This is a genomic window from Streptomyces sp. WM6378 (genome assembly GCF_001279695.1).
Classification (GTDB): domain Bacteria; phylum Actinomycetota; class Actinomycetes; order Streptomycetales; family Streptomycetaceae; genus Streptomyces.
Genome location: NZ_LGDD01000306.1, coordinates 164096 through 180782, shown reverse-complemented (window position 1 = coordinate 180782; position 16687 = coordinate 164096). Strand labels below are relative to the sequence as shown.

At 71.1% G+C, this 16687-nt stretch carries 14 protein-coding genes; 7 read left to right on the top strand and 7 right to left on the bottom strand.

Annotation, left to right across the window (positions count from 1 at the left end):
• Nucleotides 1–32: 32 nt before the first annotated feature.
• From ADK54_RS28600 to ADK54_RS28585, 4 genes are all read right to left on the bottom strand, one after another.
• Nucleotides 33–1220 carry a M6 family metalloprotease domain-containing protein gene (locus ADK54_RS28600; protein ID WP_053728615.1) on the bottom strand — a complete coding sequence of 396 codons (1188 nt, stop codon included), beginning with the start codon at nt 1218–1220 and terminating at the stop codon, nt 33–35.
• Nucleotides 1221–1277: 57 nt separating this feature from the next.
• Nucleotides 1278–2546, bottom strand: coding sequence for an alpha/beta fold hydrolase (locus ADK54_RS28595; protein WP_053728614.1), 1269 nt, complete (start codon nt 2544–2546; stop codon nt 1278–1280).
• A gap of 23 nt (nt 2547–2569) precedes the next feature.
• Nucleotides 2570–3952, bottom strand: a complete 1383-nt coding sequence (locus tag ADK54_RS28590) for an aldehyde dehydrogenase family protein (RefSeq protein WP_053728613.1) — start codon at nt 3950–3952, stop codon at nt 2570–2572.
• 153 nt (nt 3953–4105) lie between these two features.
• On the bottom strand, nt 4106–5014 hold the full coding sequence (locus ADK54_RS28585) for a dihydrodipicolinate synthase family protein (RefSeq protein WP_053728612.1): 909 nt from the start codon (nt 5012–5014) through the stop codon (nt 4106–4108).
• Nucleotides 5015–5404: 390 nt separating this feature from the next.
• Between ADK54_RS28585 and ADK54_RS28580 the strand changes: the two genes are divergently transcribed.
• The gene (locus ADK54_RS28580) at nt 5405–6853 is read left to right on the top strand and encodes a hydrolase (protein ID WP_107090639.1); all 1449 of its coding nucleotides are present in this window, start codon (nt 5405–5407) and stop codon (nt 6851–6853) included.
• Between the two features lie 40 nt (nt 6854–6893).
• On the opposite strand, the gene ADK54_RS28575 is transcribed toward ADK54_RS28580, so the two are convergent.
• Nucleotides 6894–8144: a cytochrome P450 gene (locus ADK54_RS28575; RefSeq protein WP_053728611.1), complete on the bottom strand. Its 1251-nt coding sequence runs from the start codon at nt 8142–8144 to the stop codon at nt 6894–6896.
• Nucleotides 8145–8460: 316 nt separating this feature from the next.
• Between ADK54_RS28575 and ADK54_RS28570 the strand changes: the two genes are divergently transcribed.
• Together ADK54_RS28570 and ADK54_RS28565 are read left to right on the top strand one after the other, a co-directional pair.
• Nucleotides 8461–9531 carry an esterase-like activity of phytase family protein gene (locus ADK54_RS28570; protein WP_053728610.1) on the top strand — a complete coding sequence of 357 codons (1071 nt, stop codon included), beginning with the start codon at nt 8461–8463 and terminating at the stop codon, nt 9529–9531.
• A 79-nt stretch (nt 9532–9610) separates the two neighbouring features.
• Entirely contained in the window at nt 9611–10549 is a 939-nt protein-coding gene (locus tag ADK54_RS28565; protein ID WP_078966705.1) for a DUF4436 family protein, read from the top strand.
• Nucleotides 10550–10635: 86 nt separating this feature from the next.
• Here ADK54_RS28565 and ADK54_RS28560 read toward each other — a convergent pair whose 3' ends face one another.
• Both ADK54_RS28560 and ADK54_RS28555 read right to left on the bottom strand, forming a co-directional pair.
• A complete protein-coding gene (locus tag ADK54_RS28560) occupies nt 10636–12858 on the bottom strand; it encodes an NADP-dependent isocitrate dehydrogenase (protein WP_053728608.1) in 2223 nt (740 codons plus the stop codon).
• Between the two features lie 128 nt (nt 12859–12986).
• A complete protein-coding gene (locus ADK54_RS28555) occupies nt 12987–13193 on the bottom strand; it encodes a cold shock domain-containing protein (protein WP_053728607.1) in 207 nt (68 codons plus the stop codon).
• A 409-nt stretch (nt 13194–13602) separates the two neighbouring features.
• Here ADK54_RS28555 and ADK54_RS28550 point away from each other — a divergent pair, with 409 nt between their 5' ends.
• The 4 genes from ADK54_RS28550 to ADK54_RS28535 all read left to right on the top strand — a co-directional run bounded on the left by ADK54_RS28550 (nt 13603) and on the right by ADK54_RS28535 (nt 16663).
• Entirely contained in the window at nt 13603–14163 is a 561-nt protein-coding gene (locus tag ADK54_RS28550; protein WP_053728678.1) for a hypothetical protein, read from the top strand.
• A 366-nt stretch (nt 14164–14529) separates the two neighbouring features.
• Nucleotides 14530–15645 (top strand): mechanosensitive ion channel family protein, encoded by a 1116-nt coding sequence (locus ADK54_RS28545; protein ID WP_053728606.1) that lies wholly within the window; start codon nt 14530–14532, stop codon nt 15643–15645.
• A 138-nt stretch (nt 15646–15783) separates the two neighbouring features.
• The gene (locus ADK54_RS28540) at nt 15784–16242 is read left to right on the top strand and encodes a helix-turn-helix transcriptional regulator (protein ID WP_053728605.1); all 459 of its coding nucleotides are present in this window, start codon (nt 15784–15786) and stop codon (nt 16240–16242) included.
• A gap of 10 nt (nt 16243–16252) precedes the next feature.
• Nucleotides 16253–16663, top strand: coding sequence for a VOC family protein (locus ADK54_RS28535; protein ID WP_053728604.1), 411 nt, complete (start codon nt 16253–16255; stop codon nt 16661–16663).
• Nucleotides 16664–16687 lie beyond the last annotated feature (24 nt).

The window sequence follows — 16687 nt, the reverse complement described above, 5'->3', positions numbered from 1 at the left end:
ACTTTTCACCCGGCCTTGCCCCCGCCCTTCCGTTACCTCCTGCTGATGCTCACGGTGTCCCCCAGCCCGCCTCCCGCGAGGACGTCGACGCGGGCGCCGGTGTCGGGGTCGGTGAAGGCCTGGCCGGGCTTGTACGCGGCCAGGTCGAGCTGGGTGCAGCCGGCGGGCGGGGTGGCCGTCGGGTTCGCGTTCATGATCCTCAGCGGCCCGTCACCTGTCTGCGCGGCGGAGTCGACCTTGTAGATGAGCACGCCGGTCGAGCAGGCGGAGCTGTCGTTGCCCTCGGCCCGGCGGGACTCCGCGACGTACGCCGTCGTCGCGCCGGTGCGCAGGACGGCGATCTTGGTGCCGCCGGGCCGTTCCACCGGGGTCAGCCGTACGGTGCGGCGACCGGCCGCGGGGAGGCAGGCCACCTGGTCGTCGCGGGTCCAGCCGAGCTTCCAGGACTGCCAGCCGAGGTACTGCGGCGCGGGTCCGGCGATGTTGCCCATGACGTCCCAGCCGCCGACGTACTGGTGGGTGGCGCCGGTGAAGGAGTACAGGTCCGGGAGACCGAAGGTGTGGGAGGTCTCGTGGTCGGCGACCTTCGGGCCCCAGTGCCACATGTCCTGGCCGAAGGTGACCGCCCACTTGAGCCGGACGCCGTCGGCGGTGACGCCGGGTGTGGTCGGATCGTAGAGGTACGTCGGCGAGAAGGAGATCGCGGCCGCCGCCTTGGTGGGGACGACATAGACCATGTCGTAGTGGGAGAAGTCCGCGTACGGATCGGCGGCGCCGATCGCGTCCCGTACGTACTTCTCATGGGCCTCGAAGGTGAGGCCGCGCGCGAATCCGTACGAGGTCGAATCGGCCGGCATCCGGATCCAGCGGTTCAACGAGCTGATCGCGAGGCGGGAGCGGCCGTAGCTGGCCTTGGCCATCCAGTGGGCGGCGGGGGCGAGTTGGGCGGCGTAGGCGGCCGTGGAGTCGGTGGCCGGCGCGTCCGGGAAGTCTACGAACAGCGTCAGTACGCGGTGGGTGCCGGTGGCGGGCTGGAACTGGACGCGGTCGGTGCCGTGCCCCTCGTCCGTCCAGCCGGTTTGGCCCGGAAGCGCACAACTCGCGCCGGAATGAGGAGAGTTGGTTGGCGCTGCCGCGGTCGCCGTCGCGGGGGCGGCGAGGCACGGGAGGAGCGCGAAGGCCACGGCGAGCGGGCGCAGACGGGGCGGCAGGGCAGGCATGAGTCTCCCATCGGGGGGTGTCCCATCGGGGGGGGTGGGGGTGCGGGGCGTGGTGGTTCAGGCTCGGCCCGCGGCCAGGTCCATGAGGCGGGCGAGCACGCGGCCCCCGGAGGCCGAGACGCCGTCGTGCTCCCACTCGTTGGTGACCCAGACGCGGGTGGCGCCGACCTCGCGTGCGGTGCGCAGGGAGAGCCCGGCGTCCACGTACATGTCGCCGTGGTAGACGACCGCGGCGACGGGGACCTCGTTGGCGGCGAGCCGGTCCGGCTCGTACAGGGGACGCCAGTCGGTGCGGGCGGCCAGCAGGTCCGCGGCGTCCCCGAAGGGGCGCAGGCCCGCGATCTCCCGGACCATCCAGGGGTACATCATCTCGCCGGTGAGCAGCAGCGGGTCCGCGTCCTCGGCGAACTCGGGGAAGCCGACGAGCGCGCGGTCGGCCGCCCAGCCAGTCGGGCCGCCCGCCCCCTGCGCGAAGAGCGACTCCTGCATGACGACGAACAGGGGGTTGTCGGCGAAGCCGGTCAGGCCCATCACCTGGTGGAGGAAGGTGGAGGTCAACTCGCCCTCCGCGTCGAGGGATTCGTCGAGGAGCCAGTGCAGCCGCTCGAACCCGTCGCCCATGCCCAGGGCGAGGCCGAGGGTGCGCAGGCGGCGGACGGTGAGCCTGTCCCCGTCGGGCAGCCGGACGTCGGTCGCGGCGAGCAGGTCCGCGATCTCGCGAAGGCGCGTGGCGTCGTCCGGATAGCGGGCGTAGAAGTCGAGGACGCGGTCGCGCACGCGGGGGTAGGTGCGCGCGTACACGTCGTCGGCGGTGGCGGCCAGGCCGGGCAGACCGCCGGTCACGTAGCACGCCCGCAGCCCTTCGGGCGCCTGCGACAGGTAGGTGAGGGTGATGAAGCCGCCGTAGCTCTGGCCGAGCGTCTCCCAGGGTTCGCCGTCGCACAGTTCCCGGCGGATCAGCTCGGCGTCCGCCACGATCGCGTCGGCACGGAAGTGACCGAGGTACGTGGCGAGTTGGGCGGGCGAGGCGAAGCGGGCGGCCGCCCGGGCGGTGACGGGGGTGGAGCGGCCGGTACCGCGCTGGTCGAGGAGGAGCACCCGGTGGGTCTTGAGCGCCTGGGGAAGCCAGCCGGGCGAACCCGCAGAGGGGCGGGGCGACTTGCCGCCGGGGCCGCCCTGAAGGTAGAGCAGCCAGGGCAGGCGCTCGCCCGCCCGGCTGCGGTCGGCGACCTCGCGGGCGAAGACCTCGATGGTCGGGCCGTGCGGGGCCGCGTGGTCCAGCGGGACGGTGAAGACGTGGTCGACAGTCGCGTACGCGGGGTTCATGGATTCCTCGCCGTCATCCGATGTCACATGGGTTTCGCAGGGGAGAGGGTGTAGGTGCGGCTGGAGGTGTAGAACTCCAGGGCCGCGCGGCCCTGTTCGCGCGGCCCGTGGCTGGATGCCTTGGCGCCCCCGAACGGAAGGTGGAAGTCGACTCCGGTGGACGGGGCGTTGATCCGGATCATGCCGGTGTCGATCCGGTCCAGTCCTCCCAGCGCCGTGTCCAGATCCGCGGTGTGCACCGAGGTGACCAGGCCGTACGGGACCGAGTTGGTGATCCTGACCGCATGGGCGAGATCGTCGGCGGGCAGCAGCGCGGCCACCGGCCCGAACACCTCCTCCCGCAGCAGCCGATGCCCCGCGGGGACCTGCTCGACCAGGGTCGGGGCCGCGTACCAGCCGGGCCCCTGAGGGACCGTGCCGCCCGTCGTGGCACGTAGTCCATGCCAGGCCTCGGCGACCTGATCACGCGCGTATTCGCTGATGAGCGGCCCGCACACGGTGGTGGGGTCGGCCGGGTCGCCCACCGGGAGGTCTCGCAGCGCTTCGGTGAGCGCCTCGCGCAGCGGGGCGTGCGCGGCGCCGACCGCGATCACTCGGCTGGTGGCGGTGCACTTCTGGCCCGCGAATCCGGCGATCGCGGCGGCGATGTGGGCCGCGGCCCGGTCGATGTCCGCGTCCGGCAGGACGAGGGCCGCGTTCAGACCTCCCATCTCGGCCTGGACCGGGACGCCGCGAGCGGTGGCGACGCGCACGACCGCCTGACCGGCACCGGTCGACCCGGTGAAGGAGACGACGTCGGCCGCCGAGACCAGCGCGTTGCCTTCGCCGGCTCCGCCGGGAAGGACCGTGAACACCCCGGCAGGTAGGGCCTGTCGGACGATCTCGCCGAGACGCAGGGCGCACGCCGTCGCCTCGGGGGCGGGCTTGAGGACGACCGCGTTGCCGGCGGCGAGCGCCGGGGCGGCCTTCCAGCTCGGGATGGCGAGCGGAAAGTTCCAGGGCGTGATGAGCCCGGCCACTCCGTGCGGGCGGCGGCGGCTCAGCAACAGCCCGGCGCCTGCGGCGGGTTCGTGGACGCTGCCGGTGGGCTCGTACGGGGCCTGGGCGTAGTACCGCCAGATCGCGGCGGTCCGCGCGACCTCGGCCCTGGCCTCGGCGAGCGGCTTGCCGACCTCGCGCACGGCGAGAGCGGCGAGCTCGTCGGCGGCGGCCTCGACGGCGGCCGCGACCGCGCCGAGCGAGGCCGAGCGCGCGGCAGCACCGCCGGTGAGCCAGCCGGCCTGGGCCGCGCGGGCCCGCTCCACGGCGTCCGCCACGGCGAAGGCGCCGGGAGAGGGGGTCGAGACGAGTACGTCCGTGGGGTCGGCCGGATTGCGGGAGGTGAGGAAGGAGACGGCGGTGGTCATGGGAGGAAACCTCCGGGGAAGGGGTCGTGCGGGTCTGGGAGGTGCGATGAACGGGCCGGTCGGGCGTGGCGCCGATCCCGGTCGGCCGGCGGTACGCCGCCCGGCAGCCACCACCCGGCCGTGGTGCACCGGGGATCGTCCTGGGCCGACGGGTCAGAGGTGACCGTTGGCGACGGCCTTCTCGGTGGCGGCTCGCACCTCGGCCTCGATCTCGCCGGTGAGCGGGAAGCGCGGCGGACGGGTGGGGCCGCCACGGCGGCCGACGAGGTCCATCGACAGCTTGATGGACTGCACGAACTCGGTCTTGGAGTCCCAGCGCAGCAGCGAGTGCAGGGACTTGTACAGCGGCAGCGCGGTCTTCAGATCACCGGCGACGGCCGCGTGGTAGAGCTCGGCGCAGGTGGTGGGGAAGGCGTTGGGGTAGCCGGCGATCCAGCCCACCGCACCGGCCGTCGCGAGTTCGAGCAGGACGTCGTCGGCGCCGATCAACAGGTCGAGGTCCGGGGCGAGTTCACCGATCTCGTACGCCCTGCGCACGTCACCGCTGAACTCCTTGACGGCGACGACGCTGCCGTCCTGGTGGAGGCGGGCCAGCAGCCCGGGGTTCAGGTCGACCTTGGTGTCGATGGGGTTGTTGTAGGCGACGACGGGCACCCCGGCCTTGGCGACCTCCGCGTAGTGGGCGCGGACGGCCGTCTCGTCGGCCCGGTAGGCGTTGGGCGGCAGCAGCAACACCGAGCCGCAGCCCGCCTCCCCCGCCTGCTCGGCCCAGCGCCTCGCTTCGGCACTGCCGTAGGCGGCGACGCCGGGCATCACCCGCGCGCCGTCGCCCGCCGCGTCGACGGCGGTGCGGACCACCAGGGCGCGCTCCTCGTCGGTGAGGGTCTGGTACTCGCCGAGCGAGCCGTTCGGAACGACCCCGTCGCAGCCGTTGTCGATCAGCCGGCGGACATGCTCGGCGTACGCGTCGTAGTCGACGGACAGGTCGTCGCGCAGCGGCAGCACGGTGGCGACCATGATGCCGCGCCAGGGGCGGGTGGTGTTCCAGGTGGTGGCGGTCACGACGGAAGCCCTTTCTGGGGTGTGACATTTCACTGATGCGTGTGCCGTGCCCACGGGAACACACAGGTCAACTGCCGTCCTCGGCGCCGGAATCGGCGTCGGCCGCACCTTCGGCGCCGACGACGAGACGTCCGGAGAATTCCCCGTGAGGGCAGCAGTAATATTTCACATTGCACTTTCGCTGCCAAGAGGCTCCCACGAGGCGGCCCTGACACAGTCGCGGCGCGGGCCCGACTCACCACAGGGAAGCGGTCCGAGGGCTTGCCTCAGGCCCCTTCTTGCCATGTACCGTTCAGTCGCCCGTGGCGTGGACGTTCAGCGAACAACCATCTACGCGCGAAGACTTGGCGCCGCACCGCCTCTCCCCCCTCATACCTGGAGGTACGCCGGATGCTCGGAACGAGCAGGTTCCCCCGCCCCAGATCCCGCCGCCGCATCATCGGCGGTCTGGCCCTCTCCGCCTCCCTGATCGCGGGGACCGCCATCCAGGCGGGCGCCGCGCCCGCCGTCGCCGCGGCCACTCCCCACCGCGTCCTGTTCGACAACTCCAAGGCGGAGACCGCCGGCAACGCCGACTGGATCATCAGCACCAGCCAGCCCGACCCGCTGGGCCAGAACCCCTCGCCTTCGGCCGAGAAGGACTGGACCGGCGCGCTGTCCTCGTGGGGCGTGGCGTTGCAGAAGACCGGCGACTACGCCCTGAAGACGCTGCCCTCGGGCGGCACGATCACGTACGGCACGTCGTCGGCGACGGACCTGAAGAACTTCGACACGTTCGTGATGCCGGAGCCGAACGTGCTGCTCAGCGCAGCCGAGAAGACCGCCGTGATGCAGTTCGTGCAGAACGGCGGCGGGCTCTTCCTCATCTCGGACCACACCGGCTCCGACCGCAACAACGACGGCGCGGACGCGGTGAAGGTCATCAACGACCTGATGTCCAACAACAGCGTGGACAGCGCGGATCCGTTCGGCTTCTCCGTGGACGCCCTCAACATCGCCACCGACAATCCGAGGGCCATCAGCGACTCCGCCGACCCGGTCCTGAACGGCTCGTTCGGCAAGGTGACCGGCAGCATCATCCGCAACGGCACCACCGTGACCCTCAAGCCGTCCGACAACCCGGCCGCCAAGGGCCTGGTCTACCGCACCGGTTCCTCCGGCGACACGGGCGCCTTCTTCGCCACCAGCACCTTCGGCAGCGGCCGCGTCGCGTTCTGGGGCGACAGCTCGCCCATCGACGACGGCACCGGCCAGTCGGGCAACACCCTGTACGACGGCTGGAACGACCCGGCGGGCACCGATGCCGCGCTCGCGCTGAACGCCACCGAATGGCTCTCGGGTGCGGCCGGCAGCGGCGGCAACCCCACGCCGTGCACCGCGGCCCAGCTGCTCGCCAACCCCGGCTTCGAATCCGGGAGTTCGGGCTGGACGGCCACCAGCGGCATCATCAACACCAGCAGCGGCGAGCCCGCCCGCACCGGTGCGTACAAGGCCTGGCTCGGCGGCAAGGGCAGCGCGCACACCGACACCCTGGCCCAGACGGTGACGATCCCGGCGGGCTGCGCGGCGTCGCTCGCCTTCCAGCTGCACATCGACACGGCCGAGACGTCGAGCACGGCGTACGACACCCTCAAGGTCCAGGTGCTGAACGGCAGCGGGACGGTTCTGGGCACCCTCGCCACGTACTCCAACGTGAACGCGGCGAGCGGCTACGCCCCGCGCACCTTCGACCTCGGGGCCTACGCGGGGCAGACGGTGACCCTCAAGTTCACCGCCACCGAGGGGTCCAAGCTCCAGACGTCGTTCGTCGTCGACGACACCGCGCTCACAGTCGGCTGAACCGGTCGCGCGCGCCCGGCCTTCGGCCCGGTCGCGCGCGTCAGCCCCGCAGCCGTACCGGCAGCGACTCGACCCCGTACACGATCGACAGCTTGCGGAAGGCGAGTTCCTCCGCCGGTACGGCCAGGCGCATCTCGGGGAAGCGGCGGACGAGGGCGGGGAAGGCGGCGCGCAGTTCCATGCGAGCCAGTTCCGCGCCGATGCAGCGGTGGATGCCGTAGCCGAAGGCGAGATGGCCGCTCGCCTTGCGGTGCGCGTCGAAGCGGCCGCCGTCCGGGGTGAACGCGGCGTCGCGGTTGGCGCCGCTGAGCGAGCACAGCACCATGTCGCCCTTGGGGATGAGCACGCCCGCGATCTCGACGTCCTCGCGGGCGAAGCGCGGGAAGGCCAGCTGGACGACAGTGAGGTAGCGCAGCGCCTCCTCGACGAACGTCGCGGCGGCCGCCTCGTCGTGCGCTATTCGCGCGAAGGCGTCCGGGTCCTGGAGCAGGACGAGGGAGCCGAGCGCCAGCATGCTCGCGGTGGTCTCGAATCCGCCGGTGAGCACGCCGTCGGCGAGGCCCGCGAGTTCGTCGTCGCCGACGCTGTCGCCGTGCTCCTTGACGATCATGCCGATGAGGCCGTCGCCCGGGTTCTCGCGCTGCTTCTTGACCACGTCCCGGAAGTAGGACAAAGAGGCGGACATCGCTCCGAGCGGAGCGGTCGCCCCGCCGAACAGGTCGAAGCGCTCCATGGCGAGCTGCTGGAAGTCGTGCCGGTCCTCGTAGGGCACGCCGAGCAGCTCGCAGATGGTCAGCGAGGGGATGGGCAGCGCGAACGCCTCCACCAGGTCGACGGGTCCTTCCGCGGCCTCCATCGCGTCGAGCCGCTCCTCGACGAGGGCGTCGATGCGCGGGGTCAGCCGGCGAAGGCGTCGCATAGTGAACTCGGGTGTCAGGATGCGGCGCAGCCGGGTGTGCACCGGCGGATCGCTGAACCCGAGCCCGCCGGGGTGCTGCTCCTCGACGACGCCCGCGTTGCCCGCGAGGTGGGTGAAGTCGTTGCTGAACCCGTCGGTGGAGCCGAGCACGGCCTTGACGGCGTCGTGGCCGGTGACGACCCAGGCGTCCATCCCGAAGGGCAGCGGGACCTTGCTGACCGGCTCCTCGGCCTGCCGTGCGGTCAGCTCGGGAACCGGGTCGAGTCCGTCCCGGCGCAGCGGCATGAGCAGCGCGTCGGGCAGCAGCGAGATCGTGCCGGGGCCGATACCGCGCTTCTGGATCCTGGCAAGGTAGGTGCGCCCGAGCCACATGGTGACTCGGGAACGGAGATTTACCCTCAAGGCGGACTCCAAGGACAAGTTGTGCGGCCAGGACACCGGGTTCGGGCTGAGTGGCTCAGGATAAGTGGCTCAGCGGCCCTCCCGAGCCGCCAGGGGCCCAGCTCACGAGCAGTTTGCGGCCGTGACCGGCCCGCCCCCGCTGATCCCCCGAAGGCGGAATGGCCGTTCCGGTCCCCGATTCGAGCGGCGGTCCAGCGTTCCCGCGCAGGATGGCGGAACTCAACTCGCCCGTCACACAAGCCGATCTACGGTGGCGGCACCACTGCACCCGACTTGGGAGGAACCCGTGCGTCTGCGCACCGCCGTCACCGCCGCGACCGCATCGTTGGCCGTCGCCGCCTCAGTGACCGTCACCGATGCGACCGCCGCAGAAAGGGCGCCCGCGAGCGCCCCGCACGCCTGCTCCTCGTCGACGGCCGTCGACGGCTTCTACGACGGCCTGGACAAAACTCTCTTTCAGGGCACGGCCGTCGGCAATCTGTCCGGTCTGGCCGTGGACACCGACGGCACCGTCGCGGCCCTGTCCGACCGTTCGCAACTGTTCAACCTCAAGGTGGGCACGGGCCCGGTGGCCGCTCCCGTCCGGGTCGTGCCGCTCGCCGACGAACAGGGCAGGCAACTCGACTCGGAGGCCGTGGTCGTCGAGCGCGACGGCACCCGCCTGATCACCTCCGAGATCGAGCCGTCCATACGCCGCTACGACCGCGACGGCAAGCTCCTCGGCCGCCTGCCCGTCCCGGACGCGCTGCGCGTCGCCCCGGCCGGACGTGCCGTCTCCAACGCAACGTTCGAGGGCCTCGCCCTCCAGCCCGGCGGCCACACCCTGATCGCCTCCATGGAGGCCCCCCTGTCAGGTGACGGCAAGGACGCGGCCGGTCATTCGCTCGTACGGTTCCAGACCTGGCACCGGGGCGGCCCGAAGGGCGAGTTCGCGCTCGCCGGGCAGTACGCCTACCCCGTCGATCCGAACGCGGGCGTGTCCGAGATCACCGTGACGGGCGACGGCCGACTGCTCGTCCTGGAGCGCGGCTTCACCGCGGGCGTCGGCAATTCGGTAGGCCTCTTCCTCGCCGACCCGCGGGGCGCGAGCGATGTGAGCGGGGTCGAGAACCTGCCGGGCCCGGCCAAGGTCATGCGCAAGACGCTGCTCGCCGACCTCGCCGCCTGCCCCTCGTTGGGCGCGACAGCCAAGCAGCCGCAGCCCAACCCGCTGCTCGACAACATCGAGGGCGTGGCCGTCACCGGCCGCACCTGGGACGGCCGCCTGCGGCTGCTCCTGGTCAGCGACGACAACGAGAACCCGGCGCAGACCACCCGCCTCTACTCGCTGACGGTCCGGCTGCCGCGTCGCGTGTGAGAGCTTGGGCGGGGCCGGCCGCGCTCGCTCGGCCCCGCGTCCGGCGAACCAGTACACCTTGGGGTGTATTCATTCGCCTATGGCACGTTTTCGACCGGGAAAATACTTCGTACGTCACCTCATTTCGCTCCTCGTGATCCTGCTGGCCGCGGTCGTGGGGGTGCTGCTGTATTTCAACGAGCGTGACGTGCGCCAGCAGGAGCACACGCTGGGCGACCCGCGGGCGACGAACGGCGTGTACGTCGACACCAGCATCCAGAAGGTCGACCCGGTCGCCCGGGAGCTGACGCTGCGGGTCCTGGTGCTCCCCCGGGGCACGTTGCGCGAGCAGGGCGACCCGTACACCCCGGCGGTCGACCTGCGGGTGGAGACGTCCTCGCTGATCCGGGGCGGCCTCGACTTCAAGGCCGGCCGACAGGTCTCGTACCAGGACGTGAAGGTGAGCCTGGACGGCGGTTCCGTCTCGGACTACCCCTTCGACCGGTACTCGACCTCCATCGGCTTCGCCGCCGAGGCGGCCGGAAAGGAGGTGCCGGTCGCCGTCTCGCTGCGCGACGTCGACGCGTTCTTCAAGCCGACGATCATCAGCCGCAGCCAGGACCACGGGTTCGCGTCGTTCGAGATCCGGGTCAGCCGCTCGCGGGCCACGTTCATCTGGGCCTGGTTCATGATGTTCATCATGTGGGGGCTCGCCCTGGCGGTGCTCGGCGCCAGCTGGGTGATCATCGACCAGCGCCGGGGGCTCGTGTGGCCGGCGATGGCCTGGATGGCGGCCACGCTGTTCGCCCTGGCCGGGTTCCGCAACGCGGCCCCGGGCGGCCCGCCGGTGGGCTGCCTGCTCGACTACGCGGCGTTCCTGTGGGCCGAGGCGATCATCTCCGCCTGCCTGGTGGCGGTAGCGGTGACCGGCATCCTCTCCGAAACACACCGCAGAACGGACGAGGCGCCGGAGGTACACCCGGACCACCACACGGACAGCCATGCCGCGGGGGACGCGGGGGACGGGGGCGGGCACTGAGGGAGCGCAATGCCGCCGCCCCGGCCGGAAGGGATCCGGCCGGGGCGGCGGTGTGCTCAACTGGCGTTCCCCATGGGGAAGTTGGGTCAGGCGAGGGTGGCGATGGCCTGGTTCAGGGTCTTCGAGGGGCGCATGACCGCGGAGGCCTTGGCAGCGTCCGGCCGGTAGTAGCCGCCGATGTCGACCGGCGAGCCCTGCACCGCGATGAGCTCGTCGACGATGGTCGACTCCTGCTCGGACAGCGTCTTGGCCAGGGCCGCGAACGCCTGCGCGAGCTGCGCGTCCTCGGTCTGCTTGGCCAGCTCCTGCGCCCAGTACAGGGCGAGGTAGAAGTGGCTGCCGCGGTTGTCGATGCCGCCCAGCTTGCGGCTCGGCGACTTGTCCTCGTTGAGGAAGGTGCCGGTGGCGCGGTCGAGGGTGTCGGCGAGGATCTGGGCGCGCGCGTTGCCCGTGGTCGCCGCGAGGTGCTCGAAGCTGACCGCGAGCGCGAGGAACTCACCCAGGCTGTCCCAGCGCAGGTAGTTCTCCTTGACCAGCTGCTGGACGTGCTTGGGGGCGGAGCCGCCGGCGCCCGTCTCGAAGAGGCCGCCGCCGTTCATCAGCGGGACCACCGAGAGCATCTTGGCGCTGGTGCCCAGCTCCAGGATCGGGAACAGGTCGGTCAGGTAGTCGCGCAGCACGTTGCCGGTGACCGAGATGGTGTTCTCGCCGCGGCGGATGCGCTCCAGGGAGAACGCGGTCGCCTCGACCGGCGACATGATCTCGATCCGCAGGCCCTCGGTGTCGTGCTCGGCGAGGTAGGTGCGGACCTTCTCGATGAGGACGGCGTCGTGCGCGCGGCCCTCGTCGAGCCAGAACACGGCCGGGTCGCCGGTGGCGCGGGCGCGGGTGACGGCGAGCTTGACCCAGTCCTGGATGGGCAGGTCCTTGGTCTGGCAGGCGCGGAAGATGTCGCCCTCGGCGACCTCCTGCTCCAGGACCACGTTGCCCGCGGCGTCCACGAGGCGGACGACGCCTGCGGCCGGGATCTCGAAGGTCTTGTCGTGGCTGCCGTACTCCTCGGCCTTCTGCGCCATCAGGCCGACGTTGGGCACGGAGCCCATCGTGGCCGGGTCGAAGGCGCCGTGCGCGCGGCAGTCGTCGATGACGACCTGGTACACGCCCGAGTAGCTGCTGTCCGGAAGCACCGCGAGGGTGTCGGCCTCGGCGCCGTCCGGGCCCCACATGTGGCCGGAGGTACGGATCATGGCCGGCATCGAGGCGTCGACGATGACGTCGGACGGCACGTGCAGGTTGGTGATGCCGCGGTCGGAGTCGACCATCGCGAGGGCCGGGCCCTCGGTGAGCTCGGCCTCGAAGGCCGCCTTGATCTCGGCGCCGATGTGCGGCACGCCGTCGAGGCCCTTGAGGATCGCGCCGAGGCCGTCGTTCGGGGACAGGCCGGCGGCGACGAGCACGTCACCGTACTTGTCGAACGTCTTCGGGAAGAAGGCGCGCACCACGTGGCCGAAGACGATCGGGTCGGAGACCTTCATCATCGTGGCCTTGAGGTGCACCGAGAACAGCACGCCCTCGGCCTTGGCGCGGGCGATCTGCGCGGTGAGGAACTCGCGCAGCTGGGCCACGCGCATCACGGAGGCGTCGACGACCTCGCCCGCGAGGACCGGTACGGACTCGCGCAGCACGGTGGTGGTGCCGTCCGCGGCGGCCAGCTCGATACGCAGCGAGCCGGCCTCGGCGACGACCGCGGACTTCTCGGTGGACCGGAAGTCGTTTTCGCCCATGGTGGCGACGTTCGTCTTCGAGTCGGAGGTCCACTTGCCCATGCGGTGCGGGTGGGCCTTGGCGTAGTTCTTGACCGACGCGGGAGCGCGGCGGTCGGAGTTGCCCTCACGCAGGACCGGGTTGACGGCGCTGCCCTTGATCTTGTCGTAGCGCGCGCGGACGTCCTTGTCCTGGTCGCTCTTCGGGTCGTCCGGGTAGTCCGGCAGCGCGTAGCCCTGGCCCTGCAGCTCGGCGACGGCGGCCTTGAGCTGCGGGATGGAGGCCGACACGTTCGGCAGCTTGATGATGTTCGCGCCGGGCGTCTTCGCCAGCTCGCCGAGCTCGGCGAGCGCGTCGTCGATCCGCTGGCTCTCCTCGAGGAACTCGGGGAAGCTCGCGATGATGCGCCCCGCGAGGGAGATGTCACGGGTCTCCACAGTGACACCGGCGGTCGAGGCGTACGCCTGGATCACGGGCAGGAACGAATGCGTCGCCAGGGCCGGCGCCTCGTCAGTGTGGGTGTAGATGATGGTCGAGTCAGTCACCGGGTGCTCCGCTCCACGTCTGCAACATTGCTCGACATCAAGATATCTCGTGATCGCCCCGGGTCACGACGGGCCCCCGGCCCGAGCCCCCGGCGAAGAGGGCGCGGCAGGGACTCCGGGCCACCGGCTCACGGGCGTACGGCACGCGCCTCGAAGCGGCCCCGGCCCAGCTCTATGACGAAGGAGACCTGCTGACCCTCGGACAGCGTGCGGGTCTCCCCCTCGATGTCCTCCCGCCGCACGTAGATGGCGTCGTGCTGCCCGATCGGCACGACGAATCCGTAGCCCTTCCCACGGTCGAAGTACTGGACGATCCCCTCGCACCTCTCGCTCATGGCCTCACTCCTCGGGTGATCACTTTCACGGCCCCCGAGGGGTCGGGAAAGGGGGGAACCGGCTGAGTTCACAAAAAGGATCCGGGTTCACAAGGATAAGGATGAGGACGGGACGCGGCCTCCCGCGCCGGAACAGGCACTGCCCGCGCGGGGGCTCCTGCCGTCCTGGAAAGAGAACTGTCCACGCCCGTCCACGGCGCCGACCGCAGCCGGGCCACCGCCGAAGCGGACAAGTTCCTTACCGGTAGGTATACCGCTGTACCGCGCATTTGATACCTGCCGGACGGTGCTGCCGGGATGCCGGGGAAGCGGGCCGGGCGTATGGTCCGCGTCAATTCCGGCGGGCGGCACATCAGCGGTCCATCAAGGTATGGCGCCCTATGTGGTGCGGGCCCATAGCGTCCTCACCATGGGACGACTGACCACCCGCAAAGTGGCGGGACACGGCACCGCACCCCACCGCGGGGCCGAAGCAGTGGTGTATGACACCACATGGGCCGGCGAGGCCCGCTCGGCGGCGGGGTGCGCGGGGGTGCTGCTCGGCCTGCTCCTCGCCATCGACGCCGCGGCCGGCACCCTCAGCGTCGTACGGGCCGGACTGTGGAGCGTTCTCGCCGCCCTGCTGTTCGTCGTGCTCTGGCCCGCCCGGGTGTCGGTGGGGCCGGGCCGCCTGGTCTCGCGCGGGCTGCTGCGGCGGGCCGAGGTCCGCACCGACCGCCTGGTGTCGGTGCGCTGGTCCGACGGCGTCGCCCAGCGCCTGGTGCTGCGGGATACCGAGGGCCACCGGGCCGAGCTCGACCCGAAGGTGCTCGTCGCGAATCCCCCGCTGTGGCACATCCTCGACCGGGACGCCCGCACCAGCCTCGATCAGGGCGTGCTCCGCTGCGGCGAGACGGCCCTGCGGCAGATGGCGGCCCGGGTGGACCGCGAGACGGCCCGCACGGTCTTCAAGCTCTCCGGCCTCCGGTAGGCGCGGCAGCCGCCGGAGCGGGGTGTCGCCGTTGATGCCGGTCGCCTCGGGTCCGCCGTACGACATCGACGGCGACACCTGATGTGGTGACGTCCCGTCAGCTCGAAGTGCCCGATTCTGTACCCCAGTTGTGTCAGGCAATCCCGGGTATCTCTCGGCGGAGGCGGCTCGACACCGGCCCACCTGCGAGGACGCTCCGCCCATGGGGCAGGATGGCAGCCCGTTCCGGGTGCGTACCGCCCGAACGAGGCTCCGGGCAGCACGGTCCGACAGGCGACAAGGTGACAAAGTGACGACACATCGCATACGGCGATCGACGGCATCCCTCGCTCAACCCCCGGCCCCTCGCCGCCGGGAGTGTGTCCGTTGAACCGCGGTCTCGTGCTGCACGACTGGGTGGTGGCGTCCATAGCGATGGCCGCGGGCATCGCGGCCGGACTGCTCCTGCGCGTGATGCTGAGATGGCTGGGCGAACACGCGCGAAGAACGAAGTGGACCGGGGACGACATCATCGTCGACGCGCTGCGCACCATCGCGCCCTGGGCGGCCACGGTCGCGGGCACAGCGGTGGCCGCCTCGGCGCTGCCGCTCACCACACGGGTCGCGGGCATCGTCAACCATTCGCTGACCGCCCTGCTCATCCTCGTCATCACCCTCACCGCGGCCCGGGTCGTCGCGGGGCTCGTGCAGTCCCTCGCACAGTCACGGACCGGGGTGGCCGGCTCGGCCACGATCTTCGTCAACATCACGCGGGTCGTGGTGGTGGCGATGGGCGTCCTGGTCGCCCTCGAAACGGTGGGCGTGTCCATAGCACCCCTGCTCACCGCCCTCGGTGTGGGCGGCCTCGCGGTCGCCCTGGCCCTCCAGGACACCCTCGCCAACCTCTTCGCCGGAGTGCACATCCTCGCGTCGAAGACGGTGCAGCCCGGTGACTACATCCGGCTCAGCAGCGGCGAGGAGGGCTATGTCGTCGACATCAACTGGCGCAACACGGTGGTGCGCAACCTGTCGAACAACCTCGTGATCATCCCCAACGGCCGTCTCGCCCGCACGAACATGACCAACTACGCCCGGCCGGAACAGGAGTTGACGGTCCTGGTGCAGGTCGGGGTCGGCTACGACAGCGACCTGGAGCACGTCGAGCGGGTCACCCTGGAGGTCGTCGACAGCGTGATGGCGGACATCACGGGTGCGCTGCCCGGGCACGAGGCCGCGGTCCGCTTCCACACGTTCGCGGACTCCCGGATCAACTTCACGGTGATCCTGGGGGTGGGCGAGTTCAGCGACCAGTACCGGATCAAGCACGAGTTCATCAAGCGGCTGCACCGGCGCTACCGGGCAGAGGGCATCTCGATCCCGGCCCCGACCCGGACCGTCTCCCTCCAGCAGGACAAGGCCGAGCCGACCCGGTCCCCGTCCCCGTCCGTGTTCCCGCACCAGCGCGAGGCCCCGCCCTCGACGCTGTCGGACCCACAGCGCTGAGCGCCCGCCGAGCACAGCCGCGCCGCGTCGGCCGCGCCGCGTCGGCCGCGGCCATGGGCGGGCGGCTGCGGCCGTGTGCGTCTACCAGCGTTCTCGCAGGTCAGAGCCCCTGTCAGCGGGCGGTGGTAGCTTCGTGACATGACGCCGGAAGAGCTCGTCAACCTCGTGCACCTGCGCCGGGCGCGGGACCTCATCGACCGTGAGTACGCCAGGCCCCTGGACGTGCCGACCATGGCTCAGCACGCGCTCATGTCGCCGGCGCACTTCTCGCGGCGGTTCCGGGCCGCCTACGGCGAGACCCCGTACAGCTACCTCATGACCCGCCGGATCGAGCGGGCGATGGCGCTGCTGCGCGGGGGCATGAGTGTGACCGACACGTGCATGGCGGTCGGCTGTACGTCGCTGGGCTCGTTCAGCTCGCGGTTCACCGAGATCGTGGGCGAGACGCCGAGCGCGTACCGCGGCCGGGGGCACGACGCGGTCGCGGCGATGCCCGCGTGCGTGGCGAAGGTGCGGACGCGTCCGACGAGAAACTCCCCGAGCGCACCGGGCGCACCGAGCAGGATTCGAGAAGCGGGCGACAACGCCGCCGCCTAACGTTGACGGCATGACCATCGCACTCCAGTACTGCCACATCACCGTCAACGACGTGGACGAGTCACTCGGCTTCTACCGCGACGCGCTCGGGCTCGAAGTGCGCAACGACGTCGCGTCCGGCGGATTCCGCTGGGTCACCCTCGGCAGCACGACCCAGCCGGGGCTTGAGATCGTCCTTTCGGAGCCGCACGCCGGCCGCTCCCAGGCCGACGGCGACGCCATGCAGGAACTGCTCACCAAGGGTGTCCTGCCGATGTGGGTCTTCAGGACGGACGATCTCGACGCGACCTTCGAGAAGGTACGGGCCTCGGGCGCCGAGGTGCTCCAGGAGCCCATCGATCAGCCGTGGGGGCCGCGCGACTGCGGCTTCCGCGACCCCTCCGGCAACCTGATCAAGATCCAGCAGCAGGCCAAGGCGTAAGGCGTCCCGGCCGAGGGCTTCGCA